The organism is Streptomyces monticola, from assembly GCF_042665355.1.
Taxonomy (GTDB): domain Bacteria; phylum Actinomycetota; class Actinomycetes; order Streptomycetales; family Streptomycetaceae; genus Streptomyces; species Streptomyces monticola.
In genome coordinates this window covers 346,441-371,873 of record NZ_JBHTCF010000006.1, presented here as the reverse complement: position 1 = coordinate 371,873, position 25,433 = coordinate 346,441, and the positions used below count along the sequence as shown (strand labels likewise).

24 protein-coding genes and 1 tRNA gene are annotated in these 25,433 nt (G+C 70.1%); 17 read left to right on the top strand and 8 right to left on the bottom strand.

The window, feature by feature from the left end:
• Window positions 1–2 precede the first annotated feature (2 nt).
• Window positions 3–479 (bottom strand): ATP-binding protein, encoded by a 477-nt coding sequence (locus ACFQVC_RS17610; protein ID WP_381831376.1) that lies wholly within the window; start codon window positions 477–479, stop codon window positions 3–5.
• A gap of 273 nt (window positions 480–752) precedes the next feature.
• Here ACFQVC_RS17610 and ACFQVC_RS17605 point away from each other — a divergent pair, with 273 nt between their 5' ends.
• The 9 genes from ACFQVC_RS17605 (at window position 753) to ACFQVC_RS17565 (ending at window position 11,271) form a co-directional block, all read left to right on the top strand.
• On the top strand, window positions 753–1,616 hold the full coding sequence (locus ACFQVC_RS17605; RefSeq protein WP_381831375.1) for a hypothetical protein: 864 nt from the start codon (window positions 753–755) through the stop codon (window positions 1,614–1,616).
• 150 nt (window positions 1,617–1,766) lie between these two features.
• Window positions 1,767–2,579, top strand: a complete 813-nt coding sequence (locus tag ACFQVC_RS17600) for a YcnI family copper-binding membrane protein (RefSeq protein WP_381831374.1) — start codon at window positions 1,767–1,769, stop codon at window positions 2,577–2,579.
• A gap of 84 nt (window positions 2,580–2,663) precedes the next feature.
• A complete protein-coding gene (locus tag ACFQVC_RS17595) occupies window positions 2,664–3,332 on the top strand; it encodes an SCO family protein (RefSeq protein WP_381831373.1) in 669 nt (222 codons plus the stop codon).
• Complete coding sequence (locus tag ACFQVC_RS17590) at window positions 3,329–3,844, top strand: copper chaperone PCu(A)C (protein WP_381831372.1); 516 nt, start codon at window positions 3,329–3,331, stop codon at window positions 3,842–3,844. Before ACFQVC_RS17595 ends, ACFQVC_RS17590 begins: the two co-directional genes overlap by 4 nt.
• A 107-nt stretch (window positions 3,845–3,951) precedes the next feature.
• The gene (locus tag ACFQVC_RS17585) at window positions 3,952–6,093 is read left to right on the top strand and encodes a copper resistance CopC/CopD family protein (RefSeq protein ID WP_381831371.1); all 2,142 of its coding nucleotides are present in this window, start codon (window positions 3,952–3,954) and stop codon (window positions 6,091–6,093) included.
• A gap of 4 nt (window positions 6,094–6,097) precedes the next feature.
• The gene (gene efeB / locus ACFQVC_RS17580; protein WP_381831370.1) at window positions 6,098–7,438 is read left to right on the top strand and encodes an iron uptake transporter deferrochelatase/peroxidase subunit; all 1,341 of its coding nucleotides are present in this window, start codon (window positions 6,098–6,100) and stop codon (window positions 7,436–7,438) included.
• Between the two features lie 41 nt (window positions 7,439–7,479).
• Entirely contained in the window at window positions 7,480–8,415 is a 936-nt protein-coding gene (gene pheA / locus ACFQVC_RS17575) for a prephenate dehydratase (RefSeq protein ID WP_381831369.1), read from the top strand.
• A gap of 619 nt (window positions 8,416–9,034) precedes the next feature.
• On the top strand, window positions 9,035–10,312 hold the full coding sequence (serS, locus tag ACFQVC_RS17570; RefSeq protein WP_381831368.1) for a serine--tRNA ligase: 1,278 nt from the start codon (window positions 9,035–9,037) through the stop codon (window positions 10,310–10,312).
• Window positions 10,313–10,416: 104 nt separating this feature from the next.
• Window positions 10,417–11,271: an HAD family hydrolase gene (locus ACFQVC_RS17565; protein WP_381831480.1), complete on the top strand. Its 855-nt coding sequence runs from the start codon at window positions 10,417–10,419 to the stop codon at window positions 11,269–11,271.
• A 59-nt stretch (window positions 11,272–11,330) separates the two neighbouring features.
• On the opposite strand, the gene ACFQVC_RS17560 is transcribed toward ACFQVC_RS17565, so the two are convergent.
• The 3 genes from ACFQVC_RS17560 to ACFQVC_RS17550 all read right to left on the bottom strand — a co-directional run bounded on the left by ACFQVC_RS17560 (window position 11,331) and on the right by ACFQVC_RS17550 (window position 13,010).
• Window positions 11,331–11,416, bottom strand: a tRNA-Ser gene (locus ACFQVC_RS17560).
• A gap of 227 nt (window positions 11,417–11,643) precedes the next feature.
• Window positions 11,644–12,318 carry a rhomboid-like protein gene (locus tag ACFQVC_RS17555; protein ID WP_381831367.1) on the bottom strand — a complete coding sequence of 225 codons (675 nt, stop codon included), beginning with the start codon at window positions 12,316–12,318 and terminating at the stop codon, window positions 11,644–11,646.
• Window positions 12,319–12,389: 71 nt separating this feature from the next.
• The gene (locus ACFQVC_RS17550; protein WP_381831366.1) at window positions 12,390–13,010 is read right to left on the bottom strand and encodes an NADPH-dependent F420 reductase; all 621 of its coding nucleotides are present in this window, start codon (window positions 13,008–13,010) and stop codon (window positions 12,390–12,392) included.
• A gap of 238 nt (window positions 13,011–13,248) precedes the next feature.
• Here ACFQVC_RS17550 and ACFQVC_RS17545 point away from each other — a divergent pair, with 238 nt between their 5' ends.
• Both ACFQVC_RS17545 and ACFQVC_RS17540 read left to right on the top strand, forming a co-directional pair.
• The gene (locus tag ACFQVC_RS17545) at window positions 13,249–13,923 is read left to right on the top strand and encodes a FadR/GntR family transcriptional regulator (protein ID WP_381831365.1); all 675 of its coding nucleotides are present in this window, start codon (window positions 13,249–13,251) and stop codon (window positions 13,921–13,923) included.
• Between the two features lie 219 nt (window positions 13,924–14,142).
• Window positions 14,143–15,399 carry a CynX/NimT family MFS transporter gene (locus ACFQVC_RS17540; protein ID WP_381831479.1) on the top strand — a complete coding sequence of 419 codons (1,257 nt, stop codon included), beginning with the start codon at window positions 14,143–14,145 and terminating at the stop codon, window positions 15,397–15,399.
• 187 nt (window positions 15,400–15,586) lie between these two features.
• Here ACFQVC_RS17540 and ACFQVC_RS17535 read toward each other — a convergent pair whose 3' ends face one another.
• From ACFQVC_RS17535 to ACFQVC_RS17520, 4 genes are read right to left on the bottom strand one after another with little or no spacing between them, the layout of a single operon-like run.
• The gene (locus tag ACFQVC_RS17535; RefSeq protein WP_381831364.1) at window positions 15,587–16,306 is read right to left on the bottom strand and encodes an ABC transporter permease; all 720 of its coding nucleotides are present in this window, start codon (window positions 16,304–16,306) and stop codon (window positions 15,587–15,589) included.
• A 15-nt stretch (window positions 16,307–16,321) separates the two neighbouring features.
• Window positions 16,322–17,233, bottom strand: a complete 912-nt coding sequence (locus tag ACFQVC_RS17530; protein ID WP_381831363.1) for an ABC transporter ATP-binding protein — start codon at window positions 17,231–17,233, stop codon at window positions 16,322–16,324.
• Entirely contained in the window at window positions 17,230–18,132 is a 903-nt protein-coding gene (locus ACFQVC_RS17525; protein WP_381831362.1) for an ABC transporter permease, read from the bottom strand. The genes ACFQVC_RS17530 and ACFQVC_RS17525 overlap by 4 nt, the downstream gene beginning before the upstream one ends.
• Entirely contained in the window at window positions 18,122–19,147 is a 1,026-nt protein-coding gene (locus ACFQVC_RS17520) for an ABC transporter ATP-binding protein (RefSeq protein ID WP_381831478.1), read from the bottom strand. The genes ACFQVC_RS17525 and ACFQVC_RS17520 overlap by 11 nt, the downstream gene beginning before the upstream one ends.
• A gap of 354 nt (window positions 19,148–19,501) precedes the next feature.
• Between ACFQVC_RS17520 and ACFQVC_RS17515 the strand changes: the two genes are divergently transcribed.
• From ACFQVC_RS17515 to ACFQVC_RS17490, 6 genes are all read left to right on the top strand, one after another.
• Window positions 19,502–20,350 carry a M24 family metallopeptidase gene (locus ACFQVC_RS17515; protein ID WP_381831361.1) on the top strand — a complete coding sequence of 283 codons (849 nt, stop codon included), beginning with the start codon at window positions 19,502–19,504 and terminating at the stop codon, window positions 20,348–20,350.
• 62 nt (window positions 20,351–20,412) lie between these two features.
• Entirely contained in the window at window positions 20,413–22,200 is a 1,788-nt protein-coding gene (locus ACFQVC_RS17510) for an SDR family oxidoreductase (protein ID WP_381831477.1), read from the top strand.
• Between the two features lie 35 nt (window positions 22,201–22,235).
• Window positions 22,236–23,150, top strand: a complete 915-nt coding sequence (locus tag ACFQVC_RS17505; protein WP_381831476.1) for a metal-dependent hydrolase — start codon at window positions 22,236–22,238, stop codon at window positions 23,148–23,150.
• Window positions 23,151–23,241: 91 nt separating this feature from the next.
• Window positions 23,242–24,171, top strand: coding sequence for a MerR family transcriptional regulator (locus ACFQVC_RS17500; RefSeq protein WP_381831360.1), 930 nt, complete (start codon window positions 23,242–23,244; stop codon window positions 24,169–24,171).
• Window positions 24,172–24,303: 132 nt separating this feature from the next.
• On the top strand, window positions 24,304–24,858 hold the full coding sequence (locus ACFQVC_RS17495; RefSeq protein ID WP_381831359.1) for an RNA 2'-phosphotransferase: 555 nt from the start codon (window positions 24,304–24,306) through the stop codon (window positions 24,856–24,858).
• An 84-nt stretch (window positions 24,859–24,942) separates the two neighbouring features.
• Window positions 24,943–25,389: a hypothetical protein gene (locus ACFQVC_RS17490; protein WP_381831358.1), complete on the top strand. Its 447-nt coding sequence runs from the start codon at window positions 24,943–24,945 to the stop codon at window positions 25,387–25,389.
• The last annotated feature ends 44 nt before the right edge of the window (window positions 25,390–25,433 follow it).

The following is a 25,433-nucleotide window of genomic DNA, read 5'->3' as shown; positions in this document are numbered from 1 at the left end:
CCTCAGGCACTCACCAAAGGTGCGTCCGCGCGCCATTTGAGGATCTTGTCGAAGCTGACCACCGCGCCGCCGCGCCCCGGGCGGTTGTCGAAGGAGGCGTGGTCGGCGATCTCCTGGATCAGGCACAGACCCCGGCCGTTCTCGGCATCGGCGGCGGGTTCCGTGAGGGTGCGATGCCGGCCGGCGGGCGGGAAACCGGGTCCTGAATCAGCCACTTCGATACGGCACTTCTCACCGTCGAGATAGGCGGTGACGCGGTAGGCGCTGGAGGGTCCGCCGGCGACGGGTCCCTCCCCGTGCCCGAGGGTGCCGCCGCCGTGCTCCACCGCGTTGGCACAGGCCTCACTGAGAGCGACAGAGAGTTCGTAGGAAATGTCCGGATCGACCCCCGCGGTCTCCATCGTGCCGAGCAGAAGACGCCTGGCCAGGGGCACGCTCGCAGCTTCGCGCCGCAAGTGGAGGGACCACCAGATGCTCATGCTCCAGCCTCCTGGCTGCGGCTCGACATACCGTTACGTATTGCCGCGACCGGCCGCGTGTAAGCGCAGAGTTGACGTGATGCCGCCCATACGGCGGACGCGCATCGAGTGCGGCCCGAGGTATTTCCCGCGCGGGCGGGCGCGGGACGAAGCTCGAGGGACGGCGCGGGAAGCACGACACAGGGGCATGCGCAGGAGCGCTCGGGGCGACCTTTCGGACCTTGCGGACCTGCCGTATGAAGGGGGTAAGCCCAGTGCGATGATGACCGGGTCATGGCTGCCCCCCATCAGCGCGAGACGCGCTCCGGAGCAGGTCTCCGGCTGCTGAGGGCCGTGGTGTTCGCCGCGGTCTGCGTCGCGCTGTCCGCGGGCGGGCACGCTCTCGCTTCCTGCGCCGCCGTTCCGCTGTGGACACTGGGCGCCGGATTCCTCACCGTTCTCACGGTGGCCGTGCCGCTCGCCGGACGGCCTCGGTCGCTGCCGGGCATCGCCACGGGCCTGGCGCTCGGGCAACTCGGGCTGCACGCGCTCTTCGGGCTCGGCCAGCACGGTGCGCAAGCGGCACACACGGCGGGCACCGCGGCCGCGACAACGGACAGCTCCCTGATCGAGCGGGCCGCACGGCTCGTATGCGGCGCGGGAGCGGCGGCGATCAGCCCCGCCGAGGCCCGCCGCATCCTCACCACCGCCGGAGTCGACCCCGGCTCCGCCCTCGGACCGGGCTCCGGCCAGGGCTCCGCGCACGCGATGCACCACCACGCGGGCATCACGGGTGCCGGTGACGCCGCGCAGAGCGCCACGCAGCAGATGGGCCTCCTGCCCGATCTGCCGATGGTGCTCGGGCATCTGCTCGCGGCGCTCGCCGCGGGCTGGCTCCTGCGCCGTGGCGACCTCGCGCTGCTTCGTCTCTTCGAGCTGTCGGCGTACGGGATCGAAGAGGGGACGTTCGCCCGTTCCCTGCGCGCCGCGCTGGCTCTCGTACGCGCCTTGCGTACGGGCCTCCCCGGGGCGCCCGTGGCCGAGCCGCGTGCGCCGCGCGCCACGCGCCGGGCGTCATGGCAGCCTCGTACCGCCGTGCTCGACGACACGGTGATCAGGCGCGGACCACCGGCTTCCGGATTCGAACTCGCTGCCTGACGCGGCCGCTCCTCACGCAGTGCGGAGGGATGCCGCGCCACGCGCGCGTGCCTGCGTGCCGCGCCCCTGGGCGCCGGCGGGCACGCGTCCCGTCATCGTTTCCGTCACTGTTCCCACTGCCGAAAGTGGAGTGTTTCTGCCATGTCCGTCATGCCTGCTGCTCAGCCCGAGTCCGCTCAGCCCAAGTCCGCTCGGCTCAAGTCCGGTCGGCTCAAGCGCGTCGCCGCCGCCGGTGCCGTCGCCGCCTCCGCCGTTCTGGTCCTCTCGGGCCCCGCCTTCGCGCACGTCAGCGTGCAGCCGGAGGGCGAGGCCGCGAAGGGCGGCTTCGCCACCGTCAACTTCAAGGTGCCGAACGAGCGCGACAACGCCTCCACCACCAAGCTCGAGGTGAACTTCCCCACCGACCACCCGCTCGCCTCCGTGATGCCGCAGCCCGTGGACGGCTGGGACGTGAAGGTCACCAAGAGCAAGCTGAAGAAGCCGATCGAGATGCACGGCGAGAAGATCGACGAGGCCGTCTCCAAGGTCACCTGGACCGCCGACGACAAGGGCATCGAGCCCGGCACCTTCCAGCAGTTCCCGGTCTCCGTGGGCCAGCTCCCCGAGAACGCCGACCAGCTGGTGTTCAAGGCCCTGCAGACGTACTCCAACAAGGAGGTCGTCCGCTGGATCGAGGAGCCGAAGGAGGGCGCCGCCGAGCCCGAGTCGCCCGCGCCGGTCCTGAAGCTGAGCGCGGCGGCCGAGGACGGCCACTCGCACGACGCGGCGGACAAGGCCGCCGACGCCAAGTCCGGCGAAGGCAAGAGTGAGGGCGAGGGCGGCGGCTCCGAGGAGACCGCCGCATCCGACAGCAGCGACGGGCTCGCCCGTGGCCTCGGCATCGCGGGCATCCTGGTCGGTGCCGCCGGTGTCGCCTTCGGTGTACTCGCCGGACGCAAGCGCGGCGGCAACACCGCCAGCTGAGACCGCCGTTGCGTGCGGGGAGGGCCACGGCCCGCCCCGCCGCGCACCGGGCCACCACCTCACCACCCCATGGGAACACCCGTCATGCGCAAGAAGACCGTTCTCGCCGCCACCGCGCTGTTCGCCGCCGCCACGCTGACCCTGTCGGCGTGCGGCAGCGGTGACGACACCGACAAGCCGATCGCCGATGTCTCCGCCGACGCGCAGGACAAGGCGGCGACCGTGCTCGACCGGCCCTTCGAGAAGCCGGACCTGGTCCTCAAGGACACGCACGGCAAGAAGTTCGATCTGCGCGAGCAGACCAAGGGCAAGCCGACGCTCATGTACTTCGGCTACACACACTGCCCCGACGTCTGCCCGCTGACGATGAGCAACATCGCGGACGCCAAGCGGCGCCTGGCCCAGAAACTCCCCAAGGAGGAGCTGGCCAAGCTGCAGGTCGTCTTCGTCACCACCGACCCCGAGCGGGACACCCCCGCCGAGCTCGGCAAGTGGCTCAAGGCCCAGGACCCGTCGTTCATCGGCCTGACGGGTGACTTCCCGACCATCCAGGCAGGCGCCAGGACCCTCGGCATCAGCATCGACGCGCCGAAGAAGGAGAAGGACGGCTCCGTCACCTCCATGCACGGCAAGCAGGTGTTCGCGTTCTCCCCGAAGAACGACGAGGGCTACGTCTTCTACAACGGCGAGGAAACCACCGCCGACGACTACGCCAAGGACCTGCCGAAGATCCTCAAGGGAGCAACTCCGTGAACCGCCGCATCACCCTCGCCGCTGTCATAGCCGTCACCTCGGCCCTGGCACTGGCGGGCTGCACCAGCTCTGACGGCTCCGACGGCCCCGACAAGGGCGAGAAGACCGGGAAGAGCACCGAGAAGACCGCACAGGGCGCGGCAGAGCCCCAGTTGAGCGTGTCGGGCGGCTTCATGCCCGAGCCCGTCATGAAGGACATGGGCGGCGGCTTCCTGACCGTCACCAACAAGGGCGGCGCCGACAAGCTCACCTCGGTCACCAGCGACATCGCCGGCAAGACCGAGATCCACGAGACCGTCGACCAGAAAATGAAGAAGGCCGACTCCTTCGACATCCCCGCGAACGGCACTCTGAAGCTGGAGCGCGGCGGCAACCACATCATGTTCCTGGGCCTCAAGAAGAAGCCCGCGAAGGGCGACAAGATCGCCGTCGAGCTGCACTTCGAGAAGTCCGCGCCCATCAAGGCGGAGCTCGAGGTAAAGGAAGCCACCCACAACCCGAAGGGCCACTGAGGGCGTGAGCCCGCAGTGGAACACAGTGAGCCGTGAGCCGTGAGCCGTGAGCCGTGATGGAACGCAGTGAGCCCGTGATGGAACTCAGAGTGAGGGACTGAGAGTTGATGCCGCCCACCGCTCCCCGCGTCGGTCGCGTCGGTCGCGTCGGTCGCGTCGGTCGCACCGGTCGCACCGGTCGCACCGGTCGCACCGGTCGCACCGGCCAAGCCGGTCGCATCGGCCGCACCGGCCCGCTGCTGCAGCTTTTCCTGCTGCTCGCGGCCACCGTCGGCGCGCTGTTCGCCGGCGCCGCACCCGCGTCCGCGCACGCCGCGCTGACCGGCAGCGACCCGAAGCAGGGCGCGGTGGTGCAGCAGGCTCCCCGGCAGGTCACTCTGCAGTTCTCGGAGAAGGTCGCCATGTCGGACGACTCGATCCGGGTGCTCGATCCCAAGGGCAAGCGGGTCGACACCGGCGAACTGCAGGACCTGTGCAGCGGCAACGTCGTCAAGTACGGCGTCGCCCTGCACAGCGGCCTGCCCGAAGGCACCTTCACGGTCGCCTGGAAGGCCGTCTCCGCGGACAGCCACCCCGTGTCCGGCGCCTTCAGCTTCTCCGTCGGCGCCCCCTCCAAGACCAGCGTGACGCTGCCCGAACAGGAGGCGGGCGGCGGCACCGTAGGCACCCTCTACGGCATCGCCCGCTATCTGTCGTACGCCGGTTTCGTCCTGGTCGTGGGCGGCGCGGCCTTCGTCATCGGCTGCTGGCCCGGCGCCGTCGGCGTCCGCCCCGTACAGCGCCTGGTCGTATACGGCTGGGTCACCCTGACCGGGTCCACCCTCGCGCTGCTCCTGCTGCGCGGCCCGTACACGGACTCGGGCAAGCTCGCGGACGTCCTCGACTTCGGCGCCCTGGGCGACGTACTCAATACAAAGACGGGTGCCGCGCTCGTCTCGCGGCTGCTGCTGCTCGCGGCGGCGGCGCTGTTCATCGCCGTCCTGTTCGGCGCCTATGCGAAGCGTGAGGACGCGGCCGAGAAGAAGGACCTCACCTTCGGCCTGGCCATCGGCGGCGGGGTGGTCGCCGCGGGGCTCGCCTCGACCTGGGCCCTGGCCGAGCACGCCTCGACCGGTATCCAGACGGCACTCGCGATGCCCGTCGACGTGGTGCATCTGCTGGCCATGGCCGGCTGGCTCGGCGGGCTCACCGCCCTGCTCGTCGCGCTCTACCGCGCGCCCGCGGACCAACAGGTCGGCCGGAATGCGGTACGCCGCTTCTCCCGCGTCGCCTTCTTCTCGGTCGTGGCCCTCGTGGTGACCGGGGTCTACCAGTCCTGGCGGCAGGTGGGCTCGTGGAACGCCCTGGTCAGCACGGCGTACGGACAGCTGCTCCTGGTCAAGATCGGCCTGGTCGTGGTGCTCGTGGGCATCGCGTGGATCTCCCGGCGCTGGACCGCGCGGCTCTCCGAGACCCTGGCCCCCGAGGCGGCCGCCGCGCAGGTCGTCGAACAGCGCGTCGGCGAGCAGCACGTCAGCGAACAGCGCGCGCCCGCGGAGGTCGCCGAGGAGCCCGTGACCGTACCGTCGGACGCGAAGCGCGACTCCGGCGGTTCCACGAACTCCGAGGGTTCCGCGCGCTCCGAGAACTCCGATGACTCCGAGAACTCCGATGACTCCGCGGGCTCCGGGAATCCCGAGCGCGCGGCCCAGCTCGCCCGCCAGCGCGCCGCCATGGCCACCGCCCGCGAGAAGCGCATCCGTGACGCCGACCCGCAGCGCTCGGGCCTGCGCCGTTCGGTGCTCGCCGAAGCCGCCGTCGCCGTGGTCCTGCTCGCCGTCACCACCGCCCTGACGGCCACCGAACCCGGCCGCACCCAGGAGCAGGTGGACAAGGCGGGCGCCGCGACCGGCACCGCCGTTCCCGACCGTCCCGTGGGCCTCAGCCTGCCCTTCGACACCGGCGGCCAGGACGGCAAGGGCACCGTCAGGATCGACCTCGACCCGGGCCGGACCGGCGGCAACACCCTGCACGTCTGGGCCGAGCGCCCGAACGGCAAGGCCTTCGACCTCCCCGAGGTCAAGGTCTCCTTCACCCTCAAGTCCAAGGACATCGGCCCGCTGCCGGTCTCGCCCGACCACATCGCCACCGGCCACTGGAGTTCCAGCGGCGTCCAGGTGCCGATGCCCGGCGACTGGCAGCTCTCGGTGACCGTGCGCACCTCGGACATCGACCAAGTGACCGTGCACAAGAACGTGAAGATCGGCTGACGTCATGGCTGTTGACGACCGTACGGAAACGGCGGGGGAGAGCGCGGCGGATGGTGCCGGTACTGGTACGGGTACTGGTACCGCTGCCGGCGCCACTGCAGGCACCGGCCGCCCGTCCGTGGAGATCTCCCGGCGCCGGCTGCTCGGCACCGTGGGCGCCGCGGGGGCGGGCGGTCTCGCGCTCGGCGCGGTCGGCGGCGCCGCCGGATACGCCGCCGCGCAACCGGAGCCGGGACCGGGCCTCAGCTCACTCGGCTCGTCGTCCGTGGCCTTCACCGGCGAGCACCAGCCCGGCATCACCACGCCCCTGCAGGCCCGCGGCCATCTGATCGCCTTCGACCTCGCGCCTGGCGCGGGCCGCAAGGAGGCGGTCGCCCTGCTGCGCCGCTGGTCGTCGACCGCCCGCCGCCTCATGGAGGGCCGCACCGCCGCGCACGACACCGCCATCGCCCTGGACGCCGGCCCGTCCTCGCTGACCGTCACCTTCGGCTTCGGGCACAGCTTCTTCGGCCGCGCGGGCCTGGACAAGCAGCGGCCCTTCGCCCTCGACCCGCTGCCCGCGTTCTCCTCGGACCACCTCGACGCCAAGCGCAGCAACGGCGACCTGTGGATCCAGATCGGCGCCGACGACGCGCTCGTGGCCTTCGACGCGCTGCGCGCCCTGCAGCAGGAGGCCGGCGACGCGGCCCGGGTGCGCTGGCAGATGAACGGCTTCAACCGTTCCCCCGGCGCCACCGAGAAGCCCATGACCACGCGCAATCTGATGGGCCAGATCGACGGCACCAACAACCCGAAGGAATCGGAGTCCGACTTCGCGAAGCGGATCTTCGTGCCGTCCGACGGGGCCGCGGACCCGGCCTGGATGGCGGGCGGTTCCTACGCGGTCGTACGCCGTATCCGGATGCTCCTCGACGACTGGGAGAAGCTCTCCCTGACCGACCAGGAGAAGGTCATCGGCCGTAAGAAGTCCGACGGCGCCCCGCTGACCGGGGGTTCGGAGGACACCGAACCGGCACTCGACAAGACCGGTCCCGACGGCAAGCTGGTGATCGCCTCGGACGCCCACGCACGTATTTCCAGGCCCGACCAGAACGGCGGCGCCGCGATGCTGCGCCGCCCCTTCTCCTTCCACGACGGCTACGACACGGACGGCGTCCCCGAAGCGGGCCTGCTCTTCGTCTGCTGGCAGGCCGACCCGATGCGCGGCTTCGTGCCCGTGCAGCGCAAGCTCGACCGGGGCGACGCACTGTCGGCGTTCATCCGGCACGAGGCGAGCGGCCTCTTCGCGGTACCGGGCGGTGCGCGGGACGGAGAGTACGTGGGCCAGCGGCTCCTGGAGTCATGAGCGGCGCGCGGTGGCCACGTACGGCCCATTAAGGTGACGGTATGTCGGCGACCCGTTACACCTATCTCGGCCCCGAAGGCACCTTCACCGAGGCGGCCCTGCGCACTCTGCCCGAAGCGGCCACCAGGGAGCTCGTCCCGATGGTGTCCGTGCCCGCCGCCCTCGACGCCGTACGCAACGGCGAGGCCGCGGCGGCGCTCGTACCGATCGAGAACTCCGTGGAGGGCGGCGTCACCGCGACCCTCGACGAACTCGCCACCGGCGAACCTCTCATGATCTACCGCGAGGTGCTGCTCCCCATCGCCTTCGCGCTGCTCGTACGGCCCGGCACCGAACTCACCGACGTCAAGACGGTCACCGGCCACCCGGTCGCCCAGCCCCAGGTGCGCAACTGGCTGGCGGCCAACCTGCCCGACGCGCTCTGGGAGTCGGCGGCCTCGAACGCGGACGGCGCGCGTCTGGTGCAGGAGGGGCGTTACGACGCCGCCTTCGCCGGTGAGTTCGCCGCCGCGACCTACGGCCTCGAACCCCTGGTCACCGAGATCCACGACGCGGAGAACGCCGAGACCCGCTTCGTCCTGGTCGGCCGTCCGGCCCGGCCCGCGGCGCCGACCGGCGCCGACAAGACCTCCGTCGTGATCTGGCTGGACGACGACCACCCCGGCGCCCTGCTCGAATTCCTCCAGGAGTTCGCGGTCCGCGGGGTCAACCTGATGCTCATCCAGTCCCGGCCCACCGGCGCGGGCATCGGCAACTACTGCTTCTGTGTGGACGCCGAGGGCCACATCACGGACCGCCGGGTCGGCGAGGCCCTGATGGGCCTCAAGCGGATCGCCCCGAAGGTGCGCTTCCTCGGCTCCTATCCGCGGGCCGGGGTGGCACCCGAGGACGTACGGCCGCTGCGCGCGGGCACGACGGACGCCGAGTTCATGGGGGCGGCGGACTGGCTGAGCCGCATCCAGGACGGCCGTTCCTGACCCACGCCCCACCTCCCGGCTCGGTCTGCCCACACCTCGCCCGCCCCTAGTCCTACCTGCGGATTTTCACTGTCCACAACAGTTATCCACAGGTTGGCTTCTCGACCTGGGGACAAGTCGACAACAACTCACGACATGGTCGACAAATCGGCCTTGCCGCCCAAGTCCATCCACAGGGGGTCACGTCGCCCGACGTCCACCCAATTCCTTTGATCAACTCTTTGGAGCGAGCCATTTCCACTCGAAAGTGGGTGTGAGGCGGGTTTGATCCGGGAATCCTTCGGCCCGCGACCGACGTTCGGAACGATCACTTCCAACATCCACAGATCTTCCGCACAGCCTGTGGATAACTTTTTTCAACGGGACATTCCTGTGGACAAGTGAGCCCCAAGTCCCGCCCCCCACAAGGAGTTGAGGTCAAGCCCGGGTGGCCGGTGTGGCCCTATTCAGGGAACGCTCCGGTATTTATTGACGAATCCGCTGTGCCCTTTTCGTGGCATACGGCCGCACTTCACAAACGCAGGTCGACGAGTTTCCAAAACCCGGCAATTCGGACAAAGCGCCACGCGGAGGAATATCGGGTCGAGGGCCAGAAGCGCGCACCGGTAGCCTGGAGCGTGTGATTGACCTTCGCCTGCTCCGTGAGGACCCCGACCGTGTCCGCGCCTCCCAGCGCGCCCGTGGAGAGGATGTCGCGCTCGTCGACTCCCTGCTCTCCGCCGACGAGCGGCGCAGGTCGTCCGGCGTCCGCTTCGACGAGCTCCGCGCCGAGCAGAAGCAGCTCGGCAAGCTCATTCCCAAGGCCTCCCCGGAAGAGAAGGCCGAGCTCCTCAAGCGCGCCGAGCAGCTGAAGAGCGACGTCAAGGCGGCCGACGCCGAGCAGGACGAGGCGAAGGCCGAGACCGACCGCCTCCTGCTCCAGCTGGGCAACCTCGTACACCCCGACGTTCCGGTCGGCGGCGAGGAGGACTTCATCACCCTCGAGTCCGTAGGCACCATCCGGGACTTCGAGGAGGAGGGCTTCAAGCCCAAGGACCACCTGGAGCTCGGCACGATCCTCGGCGCCATCGACGTCGAGCGCGGCGCGAAGGTCTCCGGCTCGCGCTTCTACTTCCTGACCGGCGTGGGCGCGCTCCTCGAACTCGCCCTGGTGAACGCGGCGATCGCCCAGGCCACCGCCGCCGGATTCACGCCGATGCTGACGCCCGCCCTGGTCCGCCCGCAGTCGATGGCCGGCACCGGCTTCCTCGGCCAGGCCGCGGCCGACGTCTACCACCTGGACAAGGACGACCTGTACCTGGTCGGCACGTCCGAAGTGCCCCTCGCCGCGTACCACATGGACGAGATCATCGAGGCGGACAAGCTGCCCCTGCGGTACGCCGGGTTCTCGCCCTGCTTCCGCCGCGAGGCCGGTTCGCACGGCAAGGACACCCGGGGCATCTTCCGGGTGCACCAGTTCGACAAGGTCGAGATGTTCTCGTACGTGCGGCCCGAGGACTCCGAGGCCGAGCACCAGCGGCTCCTGGAGTGGGAGAAGCAGTGGCTGACCTCGCTCGAGCTGCCGTTCCGCGTGATCGACGTGGCCACCGGTGACCTCGGCTCGTCGGCGGCCCGCAAGTACGACTGCGAGGCGTGGATCCCGACCCAGGGCAAGTACCGCGAGCTGACCTCGACCTCGGACTGCACCGAGTTCCAGTCGCGCCGCCTCTCCATCCGGATGCGCGACGAGAAGAAGGTCCGCCCGCTCGCGACGCTGAACGGCACGCTGTGCGCCGTGCCGCGCACCATCGTGGCGATCCTGGAGAACCACCAGCAGGCCGACGGTTCGGTGCGGGTGCCCGAGGTGCTCCGCCCCTACCTCGGCGGGCGCGAGGTCCTGGAGCCGGTCGCCAAGTGAGCGCACTTCCCACGGGGGACGGCACGGAGAACGCACCGGCTGACGCATCGGCCGACGCATCGGCCGACGCCGAGAACGGCGCCAAGGTCGTCACAGTCGGCTCCATGAAGGCCGCCGCCGCGCAGGACGCCGCCCGCGTGCGGGAGTCCCTCGCGCCGGGCGGTGACTTCCCGTACAAGCTCGTCGCGACGGACCTCGACGGCACGCTGCTGCGCTCCGACGACACGGTCTCGGAGCGTACGCGCACCGCTCTTGAGGGCGCCTGCGCGCGCGGCGCCGCGCATATCGTCGTCACCGGCCGGGCCGTGCCCTGGACCCGGCACATCCTCGACGACCTCGGGTACGACGGAATCGCGGTGTGCGGCCAGGGCGCGCAGGTCTATCACGCGGGCGAGCACCGGCTGCTCACCTCCGTGACCCTGGACCGGCAGCTGGCCGGTCTCGCCCTGTCCAAGATCGAGGCCGAGGTCGGCCCGCTGGCCCTGGCCGCGAGCCGCGACGGCGTGGACGGCGAGGTCCTGGTCGGTCCCGGCTACCGCGTACAGGAAGGCCCGCTTCCGGTCGTCGAGTTCAGGGACGCGGCCGAGCTCTGGTCGGCTCCCCTGAACAAGGTGTACGTCCAGCACCCCGGCCTCTCCGACGACGCGCTCGCCGATGTGGCGCGGCAGGTCGCCGGGGATCTGGTGGGCGTGACCATGGCCGGCGAGGGCATCGTCGAGATCCTTCCGCTGGGGCTCTCCAAGGCGACCGGGCTGTCCCTCGCCGCGCGGCGGCTCGGCGCGAAGGCGGCCGACACGATCGCGTTCGGCGATATGCCCAATGACATCCCGATGTTCGGCTGGGCGGCCCACGGCGTCGCCATGGCCAACGCCCACGGCGATCTCAAGGCCGTCGCGGACGAGGTGACGGCGTCCAACGAGGACGACGGCATCGCGATGGTTCTGGAGCGGTGGCTGTAGCTGCGGTGGCCGGTAACGGTGGTGGCAGCGCCCCATAGAGGCGCGAGGCTGCTGCTGGGCGGAGGATGCGCGGATCGAACGCGCGCGGGGTGTTACCCCGACGACGGCTTAGCAAGCCGCTGCCTTACCACTCGGCCAATCCTCCGGGAGGGGCGGCCTCGCGCGATGCGCGGGAAAAGGCCGCCCCGGGCTGCCTTCAGGGGCGGCTACGACGGAGTGTGATGACTACTCCGGAGCCTGCCGCCTCGGGCCGCCCTGCAGGGAGCTCGACGGACTGCTGATCCACATCGTCGTGCTCCTCTCCCGGTCGGTGGGCGCCGTTGTCGGCGTCTTCGGCCCCTACTGTGCCGGTTCGTGACCGGCGGCCGCCACCTATTTTTCGTACGCGCGTACGCCGGCCGCCGACCGTCGCCCCCGGGTCAGCGGCCAGCAGGCGAAGCCGATGGCCAGCGCGATGGCATGCCCCAGATCGGTGAAGGTGCCGCCGGTCGCCAGGGGCACCCCGAAGAACGCGATCAAGGCGAGGGCGTAGAGCCATTTCCAGCGGCCCGGGACGAGATACGTCAGGACGCCGGCCGAGGCCGCGAGGCCGTACGAGACGCCGATGTCGACGACATGCATCATGCGGCGCGACGCGTCGTGGTTCTCGATCCGGGTCAGGACCACCTTCTGGCTGATGAGGGTGGCCGCGATATGCGCCGTGGCGACGACGAAGAGCCAGCGCAAGGTGCCGAGCCAGCGCTCCGCGCGCGCGTGCACGATTTCGAAAAGCAGCACATAGGAGGGGAGGGACGCGGGGTTCTCGATCCAGAACGCGCTGAGCAGCAGCGACTGGGCCGGGTGCTTGGTGAGCTCATGCAGATTGCTGCTGGTGCGATGCAACAGGAAGTGCTCGAGGCCCTGGCTGGAGAAGGTGATGACGAGGCTCGTCCCGAGGATGATCAGCAGCCACGCGTGCGTGCCGGGCGATGAGCGCACCCAGCTCCGCACGGGCCGTGAGGGCTCGGGCGCCCCGAGCGCCTGAGGGGATTCAGGGCTGTTCGTCACCCTTTGATCATGGCCCGTGCGGCCGCCGGTCGCGCACCGGACCGCACCGCGCTGAGTCGCTCGGCGGTGAGTCAGTCGGCGGTGACCAGGTGGACGTTGAAGACATGGTGGCCCAGGCCGCCGGCCACGGCGATGAACATCAGAGCCATGTGTTCCTGCCCCCGCGCGGTGGCGATGCCACCCAGGTCGACCCGCGTACCCGCACGCCAGCCGAGATCTTCCAGAAGCGCGTCGACCTGCGCCTTCGCCGCCTGATCGGCTCCGGAGATGAAGACCGTGCTCGGCCCGGAGAGGGTCTTCTCCGGCTGAGCCATCACCACTGAGTCCATGGTGCAGAGCGACTTGACCACCCTGGTGTCCGGCAGCGCCTCCTGCAGCTGCTCGGCCAGGGAGGCGTCGACGTGGAGGAGGTCGAGGTCGGGGGTGAGGTCGATGGCGATGTCCAGCAGCACCTTGCCCCGCAGGCTCTCCTTGAGGGTGGGGAGGAGAGCGAGGGAGGCGTTGCCGCCGATGGCGTTGACGACGATCTCGCCGTGCTCGGCCGCCTCCCGCACCCCCACGACGGGAAGCTCCAGACCGGTCCGGCCCGCTTCAGGGGTGCGCGAGCCGAACACCACATCGTGCCCGGCGGCCGCCGCGCCGGCCGCAACTGCCTTGCCCACATTGCCTGTTCCGAGGATTCCTATATGCATGGGGACGACGCTACGGAGCCCCCTGCGGGTCCTGGATCGGACGGACGGACCAGATCCGCGACGGACTGGTCCTACGCCCAGGGACGGAGTCCCGCAGAACGCGGTTGCCCGGGGACGGAGTCCCGCAGAACGCGGTTGCCCAGGGACGGAGTTCCCTCGATCACAGTTGTAGGATGACTGGGCAACCGGGCGAATAAATCAAGCAGACACAGCGTACGAGCACAGGAGGACGGCGGACATGGCGCTGCAGGCCGCGGGGCGGCAGTCCCTCGTGGACACCGTCGTCGACCAGCTCCGTACCCAGCTGACCGAGGGCGAGTGGGCGGTCGGCGACCGCATCCCGACCGAGCACGCCCTCGCCGAGCAGCTGGGCGTCGGCCGTAACACCGTCCGCGAGGCCGTCCGGGTCCTGGTGCACGCGGGCCTCCTGGAGTCCAGGCAGGGCAACGGCACGTTCGTACGCTCCACCGCCGACCCCGCTGCCGTCCTGCGCGGTATGCGGCACGCGGGCGCCCTCGACGTCACCGAGGTACGGGTCGCCCTGGAGGCCGAGGCCGCCCGGCTCGCGGCCACGCGCCGGGACACCCACGACCTGCTGCGCCTGCGTGCGGCGCTCGCGACCCTGCGCGAGGAGGGCGACCGGGACGCCGACGCCGACATGGCCTTCCACCTGGCAGTCGTCGAGGCCACCCACAACACCGCGTTCATCGAGGTGTACCGCTTCTTCTCGGTCCAGGTGCACGAGGTCCTGGTGAACGCACTGGGCGACCAGGACATGCCCCCCGTCGACATCGACGCCCACGAGACCCTGGTGGCGGCCGTGGAGGCGGGCGACCCCGCGGGCGCGGACGCGGCGGTGCGGGCGCTGCTGCGGGTGCCCATCGAGGCGCTGACCGCGCTCGGCGCGAGCTGAGGCCCCTTCTCCGGCTCTCCGGCCCCGCCCGCCGCGCCGCCCCGGGCTCCGCGGCCCCGCCCCTTCACCGTCCCCAACTCCCCTCACACAGCACACGTACGACCCCGAAAGGCGCTCTCTTTGTCACGCCCCGAAACCGCCCACTCTGAGGCCGCCCACTCCCAGGCCGCCCACTCTGGGGACGCCCGCTCCGGGGACGCGCGCCCGGAGCCCGCGCACCTGGAGGCCGACCGGCTCCTCCTGGACGCGGAGGCCGATGTCCGCCCCTCGCCCCAAGGCCGCGCCGCGCGGCGGGCGTTGCTGGCGCACCCCGTGGTGCTGCTCGTCGGGATCGTGCTCGCCTCGCTCAACATGCGGGCGGCGCTTGCGAGTGTGTCGCCGCTGGTGGGCGAGATCAGCGAGGCCTTCGGCCTGTCGTCGACCGCCACCAGTCTGGTGACGTCGGTGCCGGTGCTCTTCCTCGGCGTGGGCGCCCTGGTCGCGCCCTGGCTCGCCCGGCGCTTCGGCACCGAACCGGTGCTGCTGTGCGCCCTGTTGCTGCTCGGCGTCGGGATCCTGGTGCGCGTCATCCCCTCGGTGACGGCGCTGTACGGCGGCGGAGTTCTGGTCGGCACGGCGATAGCCCTGCTCAACGTGTTGATGCCGGGCCTCATCAAGCGGGACTTCCCGGACAAGGCCGCCGCCATGACCTCCGTCTACACCGGCGCGATGATCGCCGGCGCCACGGTCGTGGCGGCCGCGTCCGTCCCCCTGGAGAAGGCCTTCGGCGACAGCTGGGAGGCGTCGCTCGCCTTCTGGTCGCTGCTCGCCGCGGTGGCGGCCCTTGCCTGGCTGCCGCAGGTTCTGATCGCCCGTGGGCGTACGGGACATGAGGTGCGGGTTCCGGCCGCCGCCGGGCAGCCGGCGAAGAGCGTGTGGCGCTCCCCGCTCGCCTGGCAGGTCACGCTCTTCATGGGCCTGCAGTCGCTGTGGTCGTACGTACTGATCGCCTGGATGCCGACGATCTTCACCGACCACGGCATGAGCCGCGCCACGGCCGGAGTCATCTTCGCCTTCAACAACCTCATCCAGGTCGCAGGCGCCTTCGGGGTGCCGCTGCTCGCGGGCCGGATGCGCAGTCAGCGGCCGCTGATCGCCCTGGTGACCTCGCTGGTGGCGGCGGGCTACGTCGGCCTGATGGTGGCGCCCGTGTCCGGCGCCTGGCTCTGGTCGGCGGTCCTCGGGGTCGGTCAGGGCGGGGCCGTGGGACTCGCCCTGACGCTGATCGTGCTGCGCTCGGGCGACGCGGCGACCGCGGCCCGGCTGTCCGGGATGGCGCAGACGGTGGGCTATCTCCTGGCCGCCGTGGGGCCGTTGGCGGCGGGCGCCGTGTACCAGGCGACCGGCGGCTGGACCGTACCGATCTCCCTTGTGCTGTGCGTCTGCGCGGCGGCCCTCACGGTGGGGCTGCTCGCGGCGCGGGACCGCACAGTCTGAGGGGACCCGACTCGGCCTGGACGGCGACGAGTTCACGGCCTGGACGGCACCTGTACGGCGACGAGTTCTCGGCCTGGACGGCGAAGAGTCAGCCGTACACCACGCGCGCGTACCCGACGGGGAACGGGCACGCGCGCGTGGAGTCTGTTTTCCGGGTGCTCAGGGGCGCCCGGTCATGCGGGGCCGCTTACTCGTCGCCGGCCAGCGTCAGCGTCCGCAGCTTCTGGCCCGCGTACCAGGTCGCGAGGACCGTCACCACGACCAACAGGGCGACGGCGGCGGGCAGTCCGACGTCCGATGCCACCAGATCGCCGCCCGCGACCTTCTGGGCGACCGCGAGGGACCACTGCTGCACGCTCAGCGTGCGCGCCCCCTCGACCAGGGAGCCGAACAGCGTCTCCCAGACCAGGGCGTACACGAGGCCGAAGACCACGGCGTGCTTGGTGACCGTGCCGAGCAGCAGGAAGAGCGCGGCGTACGCGATCGAGCCGACCAGGGCGGCCACGGTGTAGGCGACGGCGATCTGCTGGCCGTTGCCGTTGAGGATCATTCCGGCGATGAACGTCGGGATCGCCGAGAACGCCATGGTCACTGCGATCGCCACGGTGAGCTTGGTGACGATGATCGTCGGCCGCTTCAGGGGCTTGGACAGCAGATAGACGACCGAGCCGTCGTCGATCTCGGGGCCGATGGCGCCGGTGCCGGCGATGACACCGATCAGCGGCACCATCGTGGCGAGCGCGAAGCCGCCGAGCACATCGACGGCCACCTGGTCGTCCGCCCCGGTGAAACCACGCACCAGGGCGGCGATTCCGATGAGCAGGACAGGCAGTGAGAACAGGATCAGCGCACGGCGACGGCCGAGCAGGGCCCGGTAGGTGAGCCGGGCGACAGTGGGGTCATACATGGTCGAGGACTCCCTTCAGGCCGCGACGAGATACGAGAAGACCGACTCCAGCGACTCGTCCGAAGGCGAGACCGTGAGCAGCCGGATGCCGTGCTCCTTGGCGACCTTCGGAAGAAGTTCCGTGAAGCGCCCGAAGTCGACGGCCTGGATGCGCAACGCGCCCTCGGCGACGTCCACTTCGATGCCCGCGGTCGACGGGTCCGCGATCAGCGCGGCGGCGAGCGCCCGGTCGTCGCTCGACCGCACCAGGTAGCGGTGCGGCCGGTCCGTCATCAGGCGCCTGATGCGCCGGAAGTCGCCGCTCGCGGCGTGCCGGCCTGCCACGACCACCTCGATGTGCGAGGCGAGTTGCTCGACCTCTTCGAGGATGTGGGAGGAGAACAGAACGGTGCGGCCGTCGGCACCCATGCGACGCAAGAGGTCCATCAAGTGCATCCGCTGGCGCGGGTCCATGCCGTTGAAGGGCTCGTCGAGCAGCAGCACCGAGGGGTCGTGGACCAGCGCGGAGGCCATCTTCACGCGCTGGCGCATGCCCTTGGAGTACGTCGAGATCTTGCGGTCCTGCGCGTACTCCATCTCGACCGTGGCGAGCGCCCTTTGGGCCGCCTTCTTGCCCAGACCGTGCAACTCGGCGTTCGCGACGACGAATTCGTGCCCCGTGAGGAAGTCGTACATCGCCTCACGCTCGGGGACGATGCCGATCTCCTTGTAGATCTGCTCGTTGCGCCAGATCGGCCTGCCGTCGAGGGTCACCGAGCCGGTCGACGGGGCCAGGAAGCCGCCCATCATGTTGATGAGGGTGGACTTTCCGGCGCCGTTGGGCCCGAGCAGGCCGGTCACGCCGGGGCCGATGTTCATGGTGATGTCGTTGACGGCCACCACATTGCCGAACCAGCGGGATGTGTGGTCGATGGTGATCGTGCTCACAGCCCGACCTTTCGGTAGCGGCGCATCAGGGCTCCGTACGAGCCGGTGATCAGCGCGAGGACGACCAGGAGATAGACAGCGCCGGTACCTGTACCGGGGCCGTGGCCACCGGGGAAGGCGGAGCTCGCCCCGAGGAAGGCCGTCTGGACGCCGTCGATCAGCGTGATGGGCGAGAACAGTCCGAGCCAGGGCACCGCCCCGGTGGAGCCCTGGGCGTCGGCGATGGCCTGGACGGTGGAGACCGCTCCGTACGAGATGGTCAGTACGGCGATGACGGCGGCGACTCCGAAGCCGCGCCGCGGTGTCAACGCGGCCATGACGAGCCCGAGTCCGGCGAAGAGCAGGGAGAGCAGAGCCACGGAGACCAACCCCTGTGCGAACCCCTTGGTCTGGTCCGCGAAGTCCATCTTGGCGAGCAGAGAGCCCACATAGAGCACGAGCAGCGGTGCGGCGGTGAGCACGAAGAGGGCCGAGGCCATCGCCGCGTACTTCGCCACCACGTAGTCGACGCGCTCGATCGGGCGGGAGAAGTACAGGGGCACCGTCCTGAAGCGCAGGTCACGGGAGACCGACTGCGGCGCCTGGGACGCGAGGAAGAGGCCGATGACGGCCTGGGTGGTGATCGCGTAAGTGCGGTAGTCGAGCGGCAGATCCTTCATCTTCGTCTGCACGGCCACCGCCACGATGATCGCCGCGGGCACACACATCACCGCGAACAGGATCATCGGCAGGACCTTCGACTTGGCGCTGCGGCCCAGGCCGTACGCGCCCCGCAGGGACTGCGAGTAGAGCGAGCGGCGGGCGTACGCGCGGCCGAGGCGCGGGCCGTCGTAGTTCCGGTATCCGATGTTGTGGATCCGGGTCTGGGCCGCGTTCGGAACGCCGGTCTCAGCTGCCATCGCGGCCACCTCCTTGCTGCGCGGCGGCCGTCGCGGCCCACGCCTGTGCTCGTTCGGACGCCGGCTCCTGCTGTTCCGGCTGCTGTTCCGTGCGGAACACCTCCGCGATGTGGTGCCTGCGCTGTTCCATGCGGACGAGTCCGAGGCCGAGCCCGGCGACGGTGTCCCGGACGACGTCGTAGGTCTCCTCGCCGGTCGCCTCGATCAGCAGGATGTGTCCCGCGCCCGGCAGCCCCTCCTCCACGCGCGCGTGCAGGGTGATGCCCTGCTCCTGCAGCGCCTGGCGGAGTGCCTGGCTGCCGTCCGCGTGCTGGTCGGTGTCGGTGACCTCCACCGCGAGCGTGCCCATGGTCTGGGTGAAGTCGCTGGTGGAGCTGGAGCGCAGCAGGGCACCGCCGTCGATGACGACGACGTGGTCGCAGGTCCGCTCCAGCTCGCCGAGCAGGTGCGAGGTGACCAGGACGGAGATGCCGAAGTCGGTGTGGACACGGCGGATCAGGCCGAGCATCTCGTCCCTGCCGACCGGGTCGAGCCCGTTGGTGGGCTCGTCGAGAAAGACCAACTGCGGGTCGTGGACGAGAGCCTGGGCGAGTTTGACCCGCTGCTTCATACCGGTCGAGTAGCCGCCGATGGGGCGGTAGCGCTCTTCGTAGAGCCCGACGTGGCGCAGCGTGTCCGCGGTCCGCTCGCGTGCCGCGGTGGCCGGCAGGCCGGCCATCCGCGCCATGTGGACGACGAACTCGGTGGCCGACACATCGGGCGGCAGGCAGTCGTGCTCGGGCATGTACCCGACCCGCTCACGGATCTCGCCGCCTTGGGTGGCGACGTCGAGGCCGAGCACCTGGGCGCGGCCCTCGGTGGCGGGGGCGAGGCCGAGCAGAATCTTGATCAAAGTGGACTTACCGGCTCCGTTGGCCCCGACAAGGCCGGTCACACCCGGGCCGATGTCCACGGAGAGCCGGTCTAGCGCGGTCACCCGGGGGAACCGCTTGCTGAGGCTTTCGGTCGCGATCACAGTCACGATTCGAAGGTAGTGGCGCGCACCACACACGGCGTCAGACCTGGCGGCTGGATACGTGTCCGACTCCAGATGTACGGACCCGTAGGGGACGTCGTACTCGAGAGGGCACCCAAGAGGGCACGGAAGCTCTCGCGGAGAGGCCACGGGAGGGCACGGGAAGGGCACGGGCAGGTCAGCCGCACACAGCCGGAGGGTTATCCACAGGCTTGCTGCACACCCCTTGACGCAGCCTCCGGGCATTGTCACATTCATCAGTGTCAAGTTACGACCACGTAGCGCATGCAGGGACCGCAGGCGGCGGGCAGGCCGATTCGGGCGGGCAGGCCGATTCACGGGACGGACGGTGGCATGACCTCAGCAGTGGACACTGAACTCGGCGCGGAACTGCGGGGGTTCAGAGAAGTGCAGACCCTCGCGTATGAATGCGCGGAGGCGGTCGCGGCGCAGCTCAAGCCCGGTGTGACGGAGCGTGAGGCGGCACGGATGCAGCGGGAGTGGCTGCGCGGGCGCGGGGTGCGCGACTGGTTCCATCTGCCCTTCGCCTGGTTCGGCGACCGCACGGCGTTCGCGGGGTTCAAGATCCCGCTGCAGTTCTTCCCGACCAACAGGAAGCTGGAGCCGGGGATGCCCTTCATCCTCGACATGGCCCCGGTGTACAAGGGCTATACGGCCGACATCGGCTACTCCGGCTGTCTGGGCCTCAACCCGGTGCACGACAAGCTGCTCGCCGACCTGGAGGAGCACCGCGAGCTGATCTTGCGCGAGGTGCGCGAGCGCCGCTCACTGCGCGAGATCTACGAGGACGTCGAGCGCCTGATGACCCGTCAGGGCTATGCCAACCGCCACCGCGCCTATCCCTTCGGTGTGATCGCCCACAAGGTCGACCGCGTGAAGGAGCGCCGCTGGTCGCCGAATGTGTTCGGCTTCGGCACCCAGTCGCTCAAGGGCCTGGCGAGTGACGCGGTGCACGGCCACCGGGACGGCTGGTCCCCGCTGTGGAGCCCGTACAAATTCTCCGACCACCCGCCGCAGCCGGGCCTGTGGGCGGTCGAGCCGCACCTCGGATTCCGCGGCACGGGCGCGAAGTTCGAGGAGATCCTGGTAGTCACCGACTCCAAGGACCCGCGGGAGAGCGCGTTCTGGCTGGACGACGATCTGCCGCACGTGCGGCGCTGGGCGGAGGCGAGGACGGCATGAGCCGAGAGCGGAACGACAAGCGCGGACAGCGCGGCGGCAAGCGTGAACACCTGGCGAGTGGAGTGCTGTTGAAGGGCGCACGGGAGAGCTGGGTCCGTACCGGCGGCGTGGAGCTGTGTGTCGCCGAGCTCGGGGACCCGGACCAGCCGACGGTCATGCTGGTGCACGGCTATCCGGATTCCAAGGAGGTGTGGTCCGAGGTCGCGACCCGCCTCGCGGACCGCTTCCACGTGGTCCTGTACGACGTGCGCGGTCACGGCAGGTCCACGGCCCCGGCCCCGCTGCGCGGCGGCTTCACCCTGGAGAAGCTGACGGACGACTTCCTGGCCGTCGCCGATGCCGTCAGCCCGGACAAGCCGGTGCACCTGGTCGGGCACGACTGGGGGTCGGTGCAGTCCTGGGAGTTCGTCACGGTCAAGCGCACCGAGGGCCGGATTGCCTCCTTCACCTCCATGTCGGGCCCGTCCCTCGACCACTTCGGGCACTGGATCAAGAAGCGCATGGTCCGCCCGACCCCGCGCAAGGTGGGCCAGCTCCTCGGCCAGGGCGCCAAGTCCTGGTACGTGTACATGCTGCACACCCCCGTCCTGCCCGAGCTCGCCTGGCGCGGCCCGCTCGGCACCCAGTGGCCGAAGATCCTGCAGCGCGTGGAGAACGTGCCGCGTGGCACCTACCCCACCCCGTCACTGCCGTCGGACGCCGCCCACGGCGCCTGGCTCTACCGCGACAACGTCCGCGCGAGGCTGCGCAGGCCACGCACCGACGCCTACGCCCACGCGCCCGTGCAGCTGATCACCCCGACCGGCGACATCTTCCTGTCCCCGCGGCTCTATGACGAACTCGAGCTGTGGGCGCCGCAGTTGACCCGTCGCACCCTGCCCGGCAAGCACTGGGTGCCCCGCACCCGGCCCGACCAGCTGACCGCCTGGATCACGGACTTCGTGACGGCGTACGAAGACCTGGGCGACCGGGGCGCGAAGGGAGCCGCAGTGGCCACGAGGTACACCACGGCCACGGGCAGGCACGCCGACCGCTTCGCCGGCCAGCTCGTCCTTGTCACGGGCGCGGCCAGCGGTATCGGCCGGGCCACCGCCTTCGCCTTCGCGGAGGCCGGGGCGCGGATCGTGGCCGTCGACCGGGACGCCGACGGCGTGGCCCGTACCGCCGAGCTCGCGGGCCTGGTCGGCGCGCCCGCCGCCTGGGGCGAGACCGTCGACGTCACGGACGAGCAGGCCATGGAGAAGCTCGCCGAAAAGGTCGCCCGGGAGTACGGCGTCGTGGACGTCCTGGTGAACAACGCGGGGATAGGCGTCTCCGGTTCCTTCTTCGACACCACGAGCGAGGACTGGAAGAAGGTCCTGGACGTCAATCTGTGGGGCGTCATCCACGGCTGCCGGATCTTCGGGAAGCAGATGGCCGACCGCGGCCAGGGCGGCCATATCGTCAACACCGCGTCGGCGGCGGCCTATCAGCCCTCCAAGGCCCTGCCCGCCTACAGCACGTCGAAGGCGGCCGTCCTGATGCTCAGCGAGTGTCTGCGCGCCGAGCTGGCCGGCCAGGGCATCGGCGTCTCCGCGATCTGCCCCGGCTTCGTCAACACCAACATCACCGCGACCACGCACTTCGCCGGGGTCGACGAGGTGGAGGAGAAGCGCCGCCAGAAGCGCACCTCGCGCCTGTACGGCCTGCGCAACTACCCGCCGGAGAAGGTCGCCGACGCGATCCTCGGCGCCGTCGTCAAGAACCAGGCCGTCGTCCCGGTCACCCCCGAGGCGCGCGGCGCCCACCTCATGTCCCGCTTCACGCCCAGGGCGCTGCGCGCGATCGCCCGATTGGAGCCGCCGCTGTGAGCACCGAGAACACAGGCACGGACGCCGGTACAGACATCGGAACGCACACCGAGGACCGCTATGTGATCACCCCGCGGCGCGTCTCGTTCGACTGGGACAAGACCCCGCTGCACTGGATACCGGACGAGCCGACGGCCACGCATGTGATCAACGTGCTGCATCTGCTGCTTCCGGCGGGGGAGCGCTGGTTCGTGAAGGTCTTCAAGGAGGGCCTGCCCCTCGTCACCGACCCCGAACTCCTCAAGGACGTCAAGGGGTTCATGGGCCAGGAGGCGACGCACAGCGTCCAGCACGCGTACGTACTCGACCATCTGGCGGCGCAGCGGCTCGACACCAGCGCGTACACGAAGTACGTCGACTTCCTCTTCGAGAAGATCCTCGGCGAGCAGCCGCCGATGGGCGCCCCCATCCCCACCCAGGAGTGGCTGCGCTTCCGGCTCGCGGTGATCGCGGCGATCGAGCAGTTCACCGCGGTCCTCGGCAACTGGGTGCTGCACGCCGACGCCCTGGACGAGGCCGGCTCGGACGAGATCATGCTGGATCTGCTGCGCTGGCACGGCGCGGAGGAGGTCGAGCACCGCGCGGTCGCCTTCGACATGTACCAGCACTGCGGCGGCGAAGGTCTGCAGCGGTACGCCCGCCGGGTCGCCGGTATGGCGGTCACGGCCCCCGTGATGCTCTATCTCTGGGCCTGGGGCGCCGCGTATCTGATCCGGCACGACCCGCAGCTTGCGGGCCGTCTGCGGTACTCGCTGCGCGAGCACAACAAGGCGGTGCGCAAAGGCCTGTTGCCCACCTGGAAGGAGATCGGCGCGGCTGTCCCCCGCTATCTGCGCCGCTCGTACCATCCGTCCCAGGAGGGCTCTCTACGCAAGGCCGTCGAGTATCTGGCGACGTCCCCGGCGGCCCGGGCGGCGGCGGGCGCGATAGGCCGGGCCGCCATAGCCTGAGACGCCCAGGCGTCCAGGCGCCCAGACGCCCAGGCGTCCACACGAGCCCTCACGTACGACAAAGACCGCAGCACGACGAAGGGCGGGGAGAGTGCAGTCTGTCGCCGAGTACCGGATCGAGGACCTGGCCCACCACAGCGGCGCCACGGTCCGGACGATCCGCGCCTACCAGGACCGCGGCCTCCTGCCACGCCCCGAGCGGCGCGGCCGGTCCAACGTCTACTCGGACGCGCATCTGGCCCGGCTGCGCCAGATCGCCGACCTGCTCGAACGCGGCTACACCCTGGCCTCCATAAAGGAACTCCTGGAGGCCTGGGACGCGGGCCGCGGGCTCGGCGGTGTCCTCGGTCTGGTCGCCGAGGTCGACGGCCCGTGGACGGACGAGGAGGCGGACCGCATCACCCGCACCGAACTCGACAAACGGTTCGGCGGCACTCCCGACGACGCGGCCGTGGACGACGCGGTCGAGCTCGGCGTACTGGAGCGAATCCCGGGCAGGGACGACGAGTTCCTGGTGCCGAGCCCTCAAGAGCTGGCTGTTGCCGCCGAGTTGCATGCAGCCGGAGTTCCGCTCACCGCAATCTCCGGCCATCTAAGGGAGTTGCGCACCCAGGTCGAGTACATCGCGTCCAGGTTTCTCGACTTCACCACCGAGCATGTCTTCGCCCGCTATCTCGACGGACATCACCCGCCGAGCGACACGGAAGCGGCGGAAGCCGCGGCTCTGGTACGCAAGCTGCGCCCCCTGGCACAGCAGACCGTGGACGCCGAACTCGCCCGCGCGATGCGGACGTTCGCAACCCGTCACCTGAGGGAACACCTGGGTGCCGCACCACCCCCTCCGGAGCCTTCGGGACAGACTCCTGTGGCCTTGCCCGTCAGCACAATTCAGGCGGTGCAGCGCCTTGTTGGAGCGGAGCGTTCCGCCGAGTTCATCGCTGCGGCCGCCGAACGGGAAGTGCAGGCCCGTACGTTGGATGAGTTGGCCACAACTCACCTCAAAGGAAGGGAAGTTCCCTAAATGCCCTGATTGCGCCGGGAGTTGTCCACACAGAGCCCAACTGGCCTGTGGATAACCGGGGTTGGCTGTGGATCATGCCTGCGGCCGGTAAAGAGTTGGAGAAATCTCACGGCTCTGCTGCACCCTTGGAAGATGAACGACCGGAACACAAAGGAAAGGCGGACCGTCCGCGTCTCGAAATACCTCTCCCGGCACTTGCGGCATCAGCCCGAGCGCATCGGGCTCACCCTCGACGAAGCCGGCTGGGCGGATATCGACGAGCTGCTCGACGCCGCGGCGGCGCACGGCTTCCCCGTCAGCCGGGCCGAGCTCGAACACGCCGTCTCCACCAACGACAAGAAGCGGTTCGCTGTCGAAGGCAACCGGATCCGGGCCAACCAGGGCCACACCGTCGACGTGGATCTGGGCCTGCCGGCCGCGACCCCGCCGCCGTACCTCTACCACGGCACCGTCGCCCACTTCATGGACACCATCCGCGCCGTCGGCCTCAGGCCCATGACCAGGCACGACGTCCATCTCTCCGCCGACCGCGAGACGGCGACCCGCGTCGGCGCGCGCCGCGGCCGCCCCCTCGTGCTCAGCGTGCACAGCGCGGCCATGCATGAAGACGGCCACGAGTTCCGGGTGAGCGCCAACGGCGTCTGGCTCACGGCATCCGTACCCCCCAAGTACCTGCGCCTGCCCTGAGCACGCCTCGTACCTGCGCCTGCCCTGAGCACGCCTCGTACCTGCGCCTGCCTTGAGCACGTCGCTCAGGCATGATCGGAAGGTATGGAGCCGCTGCACAGCACCGAAGCCGTCGTCCGGGCCATCCGCGAGGCCGCCGCGGAGCGCGGCCACGACATCCAGGTCACCCATGACATCGGCGCCGACCAGACCTCGCGCCGCACCGCCGCGGACATCGGCGCCACCACCGACCCCGACGGCTCGCTGCCGCACGAGGCCCATGTCGAGGTGTCCGGCTCACCCCGGCTGGAGATCCAGGTCTTCCCCGAGGACGACGTCAAGATCACGGTGGAGGGCGTGGAGTTCCACGACATTCCCCGCGACGACGTCCCGGCGTTCCTGACCTCGCTCTACAACGGCGTCGCCTATGTGAAGGGCCGCTTCTTCCCGCCCGGCTGGTGGCTGCTCGTGCCGCTGCCCGGCGACCGTACGTACAAGGAACTCATCGCCACCGATCTGCTCACCCCCTGGCTGAGCGGCCGCGTCCGCTGAGGCCCCCGGCGGACGCGCCCCACACGAAGGCGGTACGCCCTCAG

Bases quoted from the DNA above. Each gene is read 5' to 3' on its own strand.
- ACFQVC_RS17585 (WP_381831371.1), top strand. From the start codon at position 3,952: ATGCCGCCCACCGCTCCCCGCGTCGGTCGCGTCGGTCGCGTCGGTCGC.
- ACFQVC_RS17595 (WP_381831373.1), top strand. From the start codon at position 2,664: ATGCGCAAGAAGACCGTTCTCGCCGCCACCGCGCTGTTCGCCGCCGCC.
- ACFQVC_RS17495 (WP_381831359.1), top strand. From the start codon at position 24,304: ATGAACGACCGGAACACAAAGGAAAGGCGGACCGTCCGCGTCTCGAAA.
- pheA (WP_381831369.1), top strand. From the start codon at position 7,480: ATGTCGGCGACCCGTTACACCTATCTCGGCCCCGAAGGCACCTTCACC.
- ACFQVC_RS17490 (WP_381831358.1), top strand. From the start codon at position 24,943: ATGGAGCCGCTGCACAGCACCGAAGCCGTCGTCCGGGCCATCCGCGAG.
- ACFQVC_RS17545 (WP_381831365.1), top strand. From the start codon at position 13,249: ATGGCGCTGCAGGCCGCGGGGCGGCAGTCCCTCGTGGACACCGTCGTC.
- ACFQVC_RS17600 (WP_381831374.1), top strand. From the start codon at position 1,767: ATGCCTGCTGCTCAGCCCGAGTCCGCTCAGCCCAAGTCCGCTCGGCTC.
- ACFQVC_RS17515 (WP_381831361.1), top strand. From the start codon at position 19,502: ATGACCTCAGCAGTGGACACTGAACTCGGCGCGGAACTGCGGGGGTTC.
- ACFQVC_RS17525 (WP_381831362.1), bottom strand. From the start codon at position 18,132: ATGGCAGCTGAGACCGGCGTTCCGAACGCGGCCCAGACCCGGATCCAC.
- efeB (WP_381831370.1), top strand. From the start codon at position 6,098: ATGGCTGTTGACGACCGTACGGAAACGGCGGGGGAGAGCGCGGCGGAT.
- ACFQVC_RS17565 (WP_381831480.1), top strand. From the start codon at position 10,417: ATGAAGGCCGCCGCCGCGCAGGACGCCGCCCGCGTGCGGGAGTCCCTC.
- ACFQVC_RS17605 (WP_381831375.1), top strand. From the start codon at position 753: ATGGCTGCCCCCCATCAGCGCGAGACGCGCTCCGGAGCAGGTCTCCGG.
- ACFQVC_RS17610 (WP_381831376.1), bottom strand. From the start codon at position 479: ATGAGCATCTGGTGGTCCCTCCACTTGCGGCGCGAAGCTGCGAGCGTG.
- ACFQVC_RS17535 (WP_381831364.1), bottom strand. From the start codon at position 16,306: ATGTATGACCCCACTGTCGCCCGGCTCACCTACCGGGCCCTGCTCGGC.
- ACFQVC_RS17550 (WP_381831366.1), bottom strand. From the start codon at position 13,010: ATGCATATAGGAATCCTCGGAACAGGCAATGTGGGCAAGGCAGTTGCG.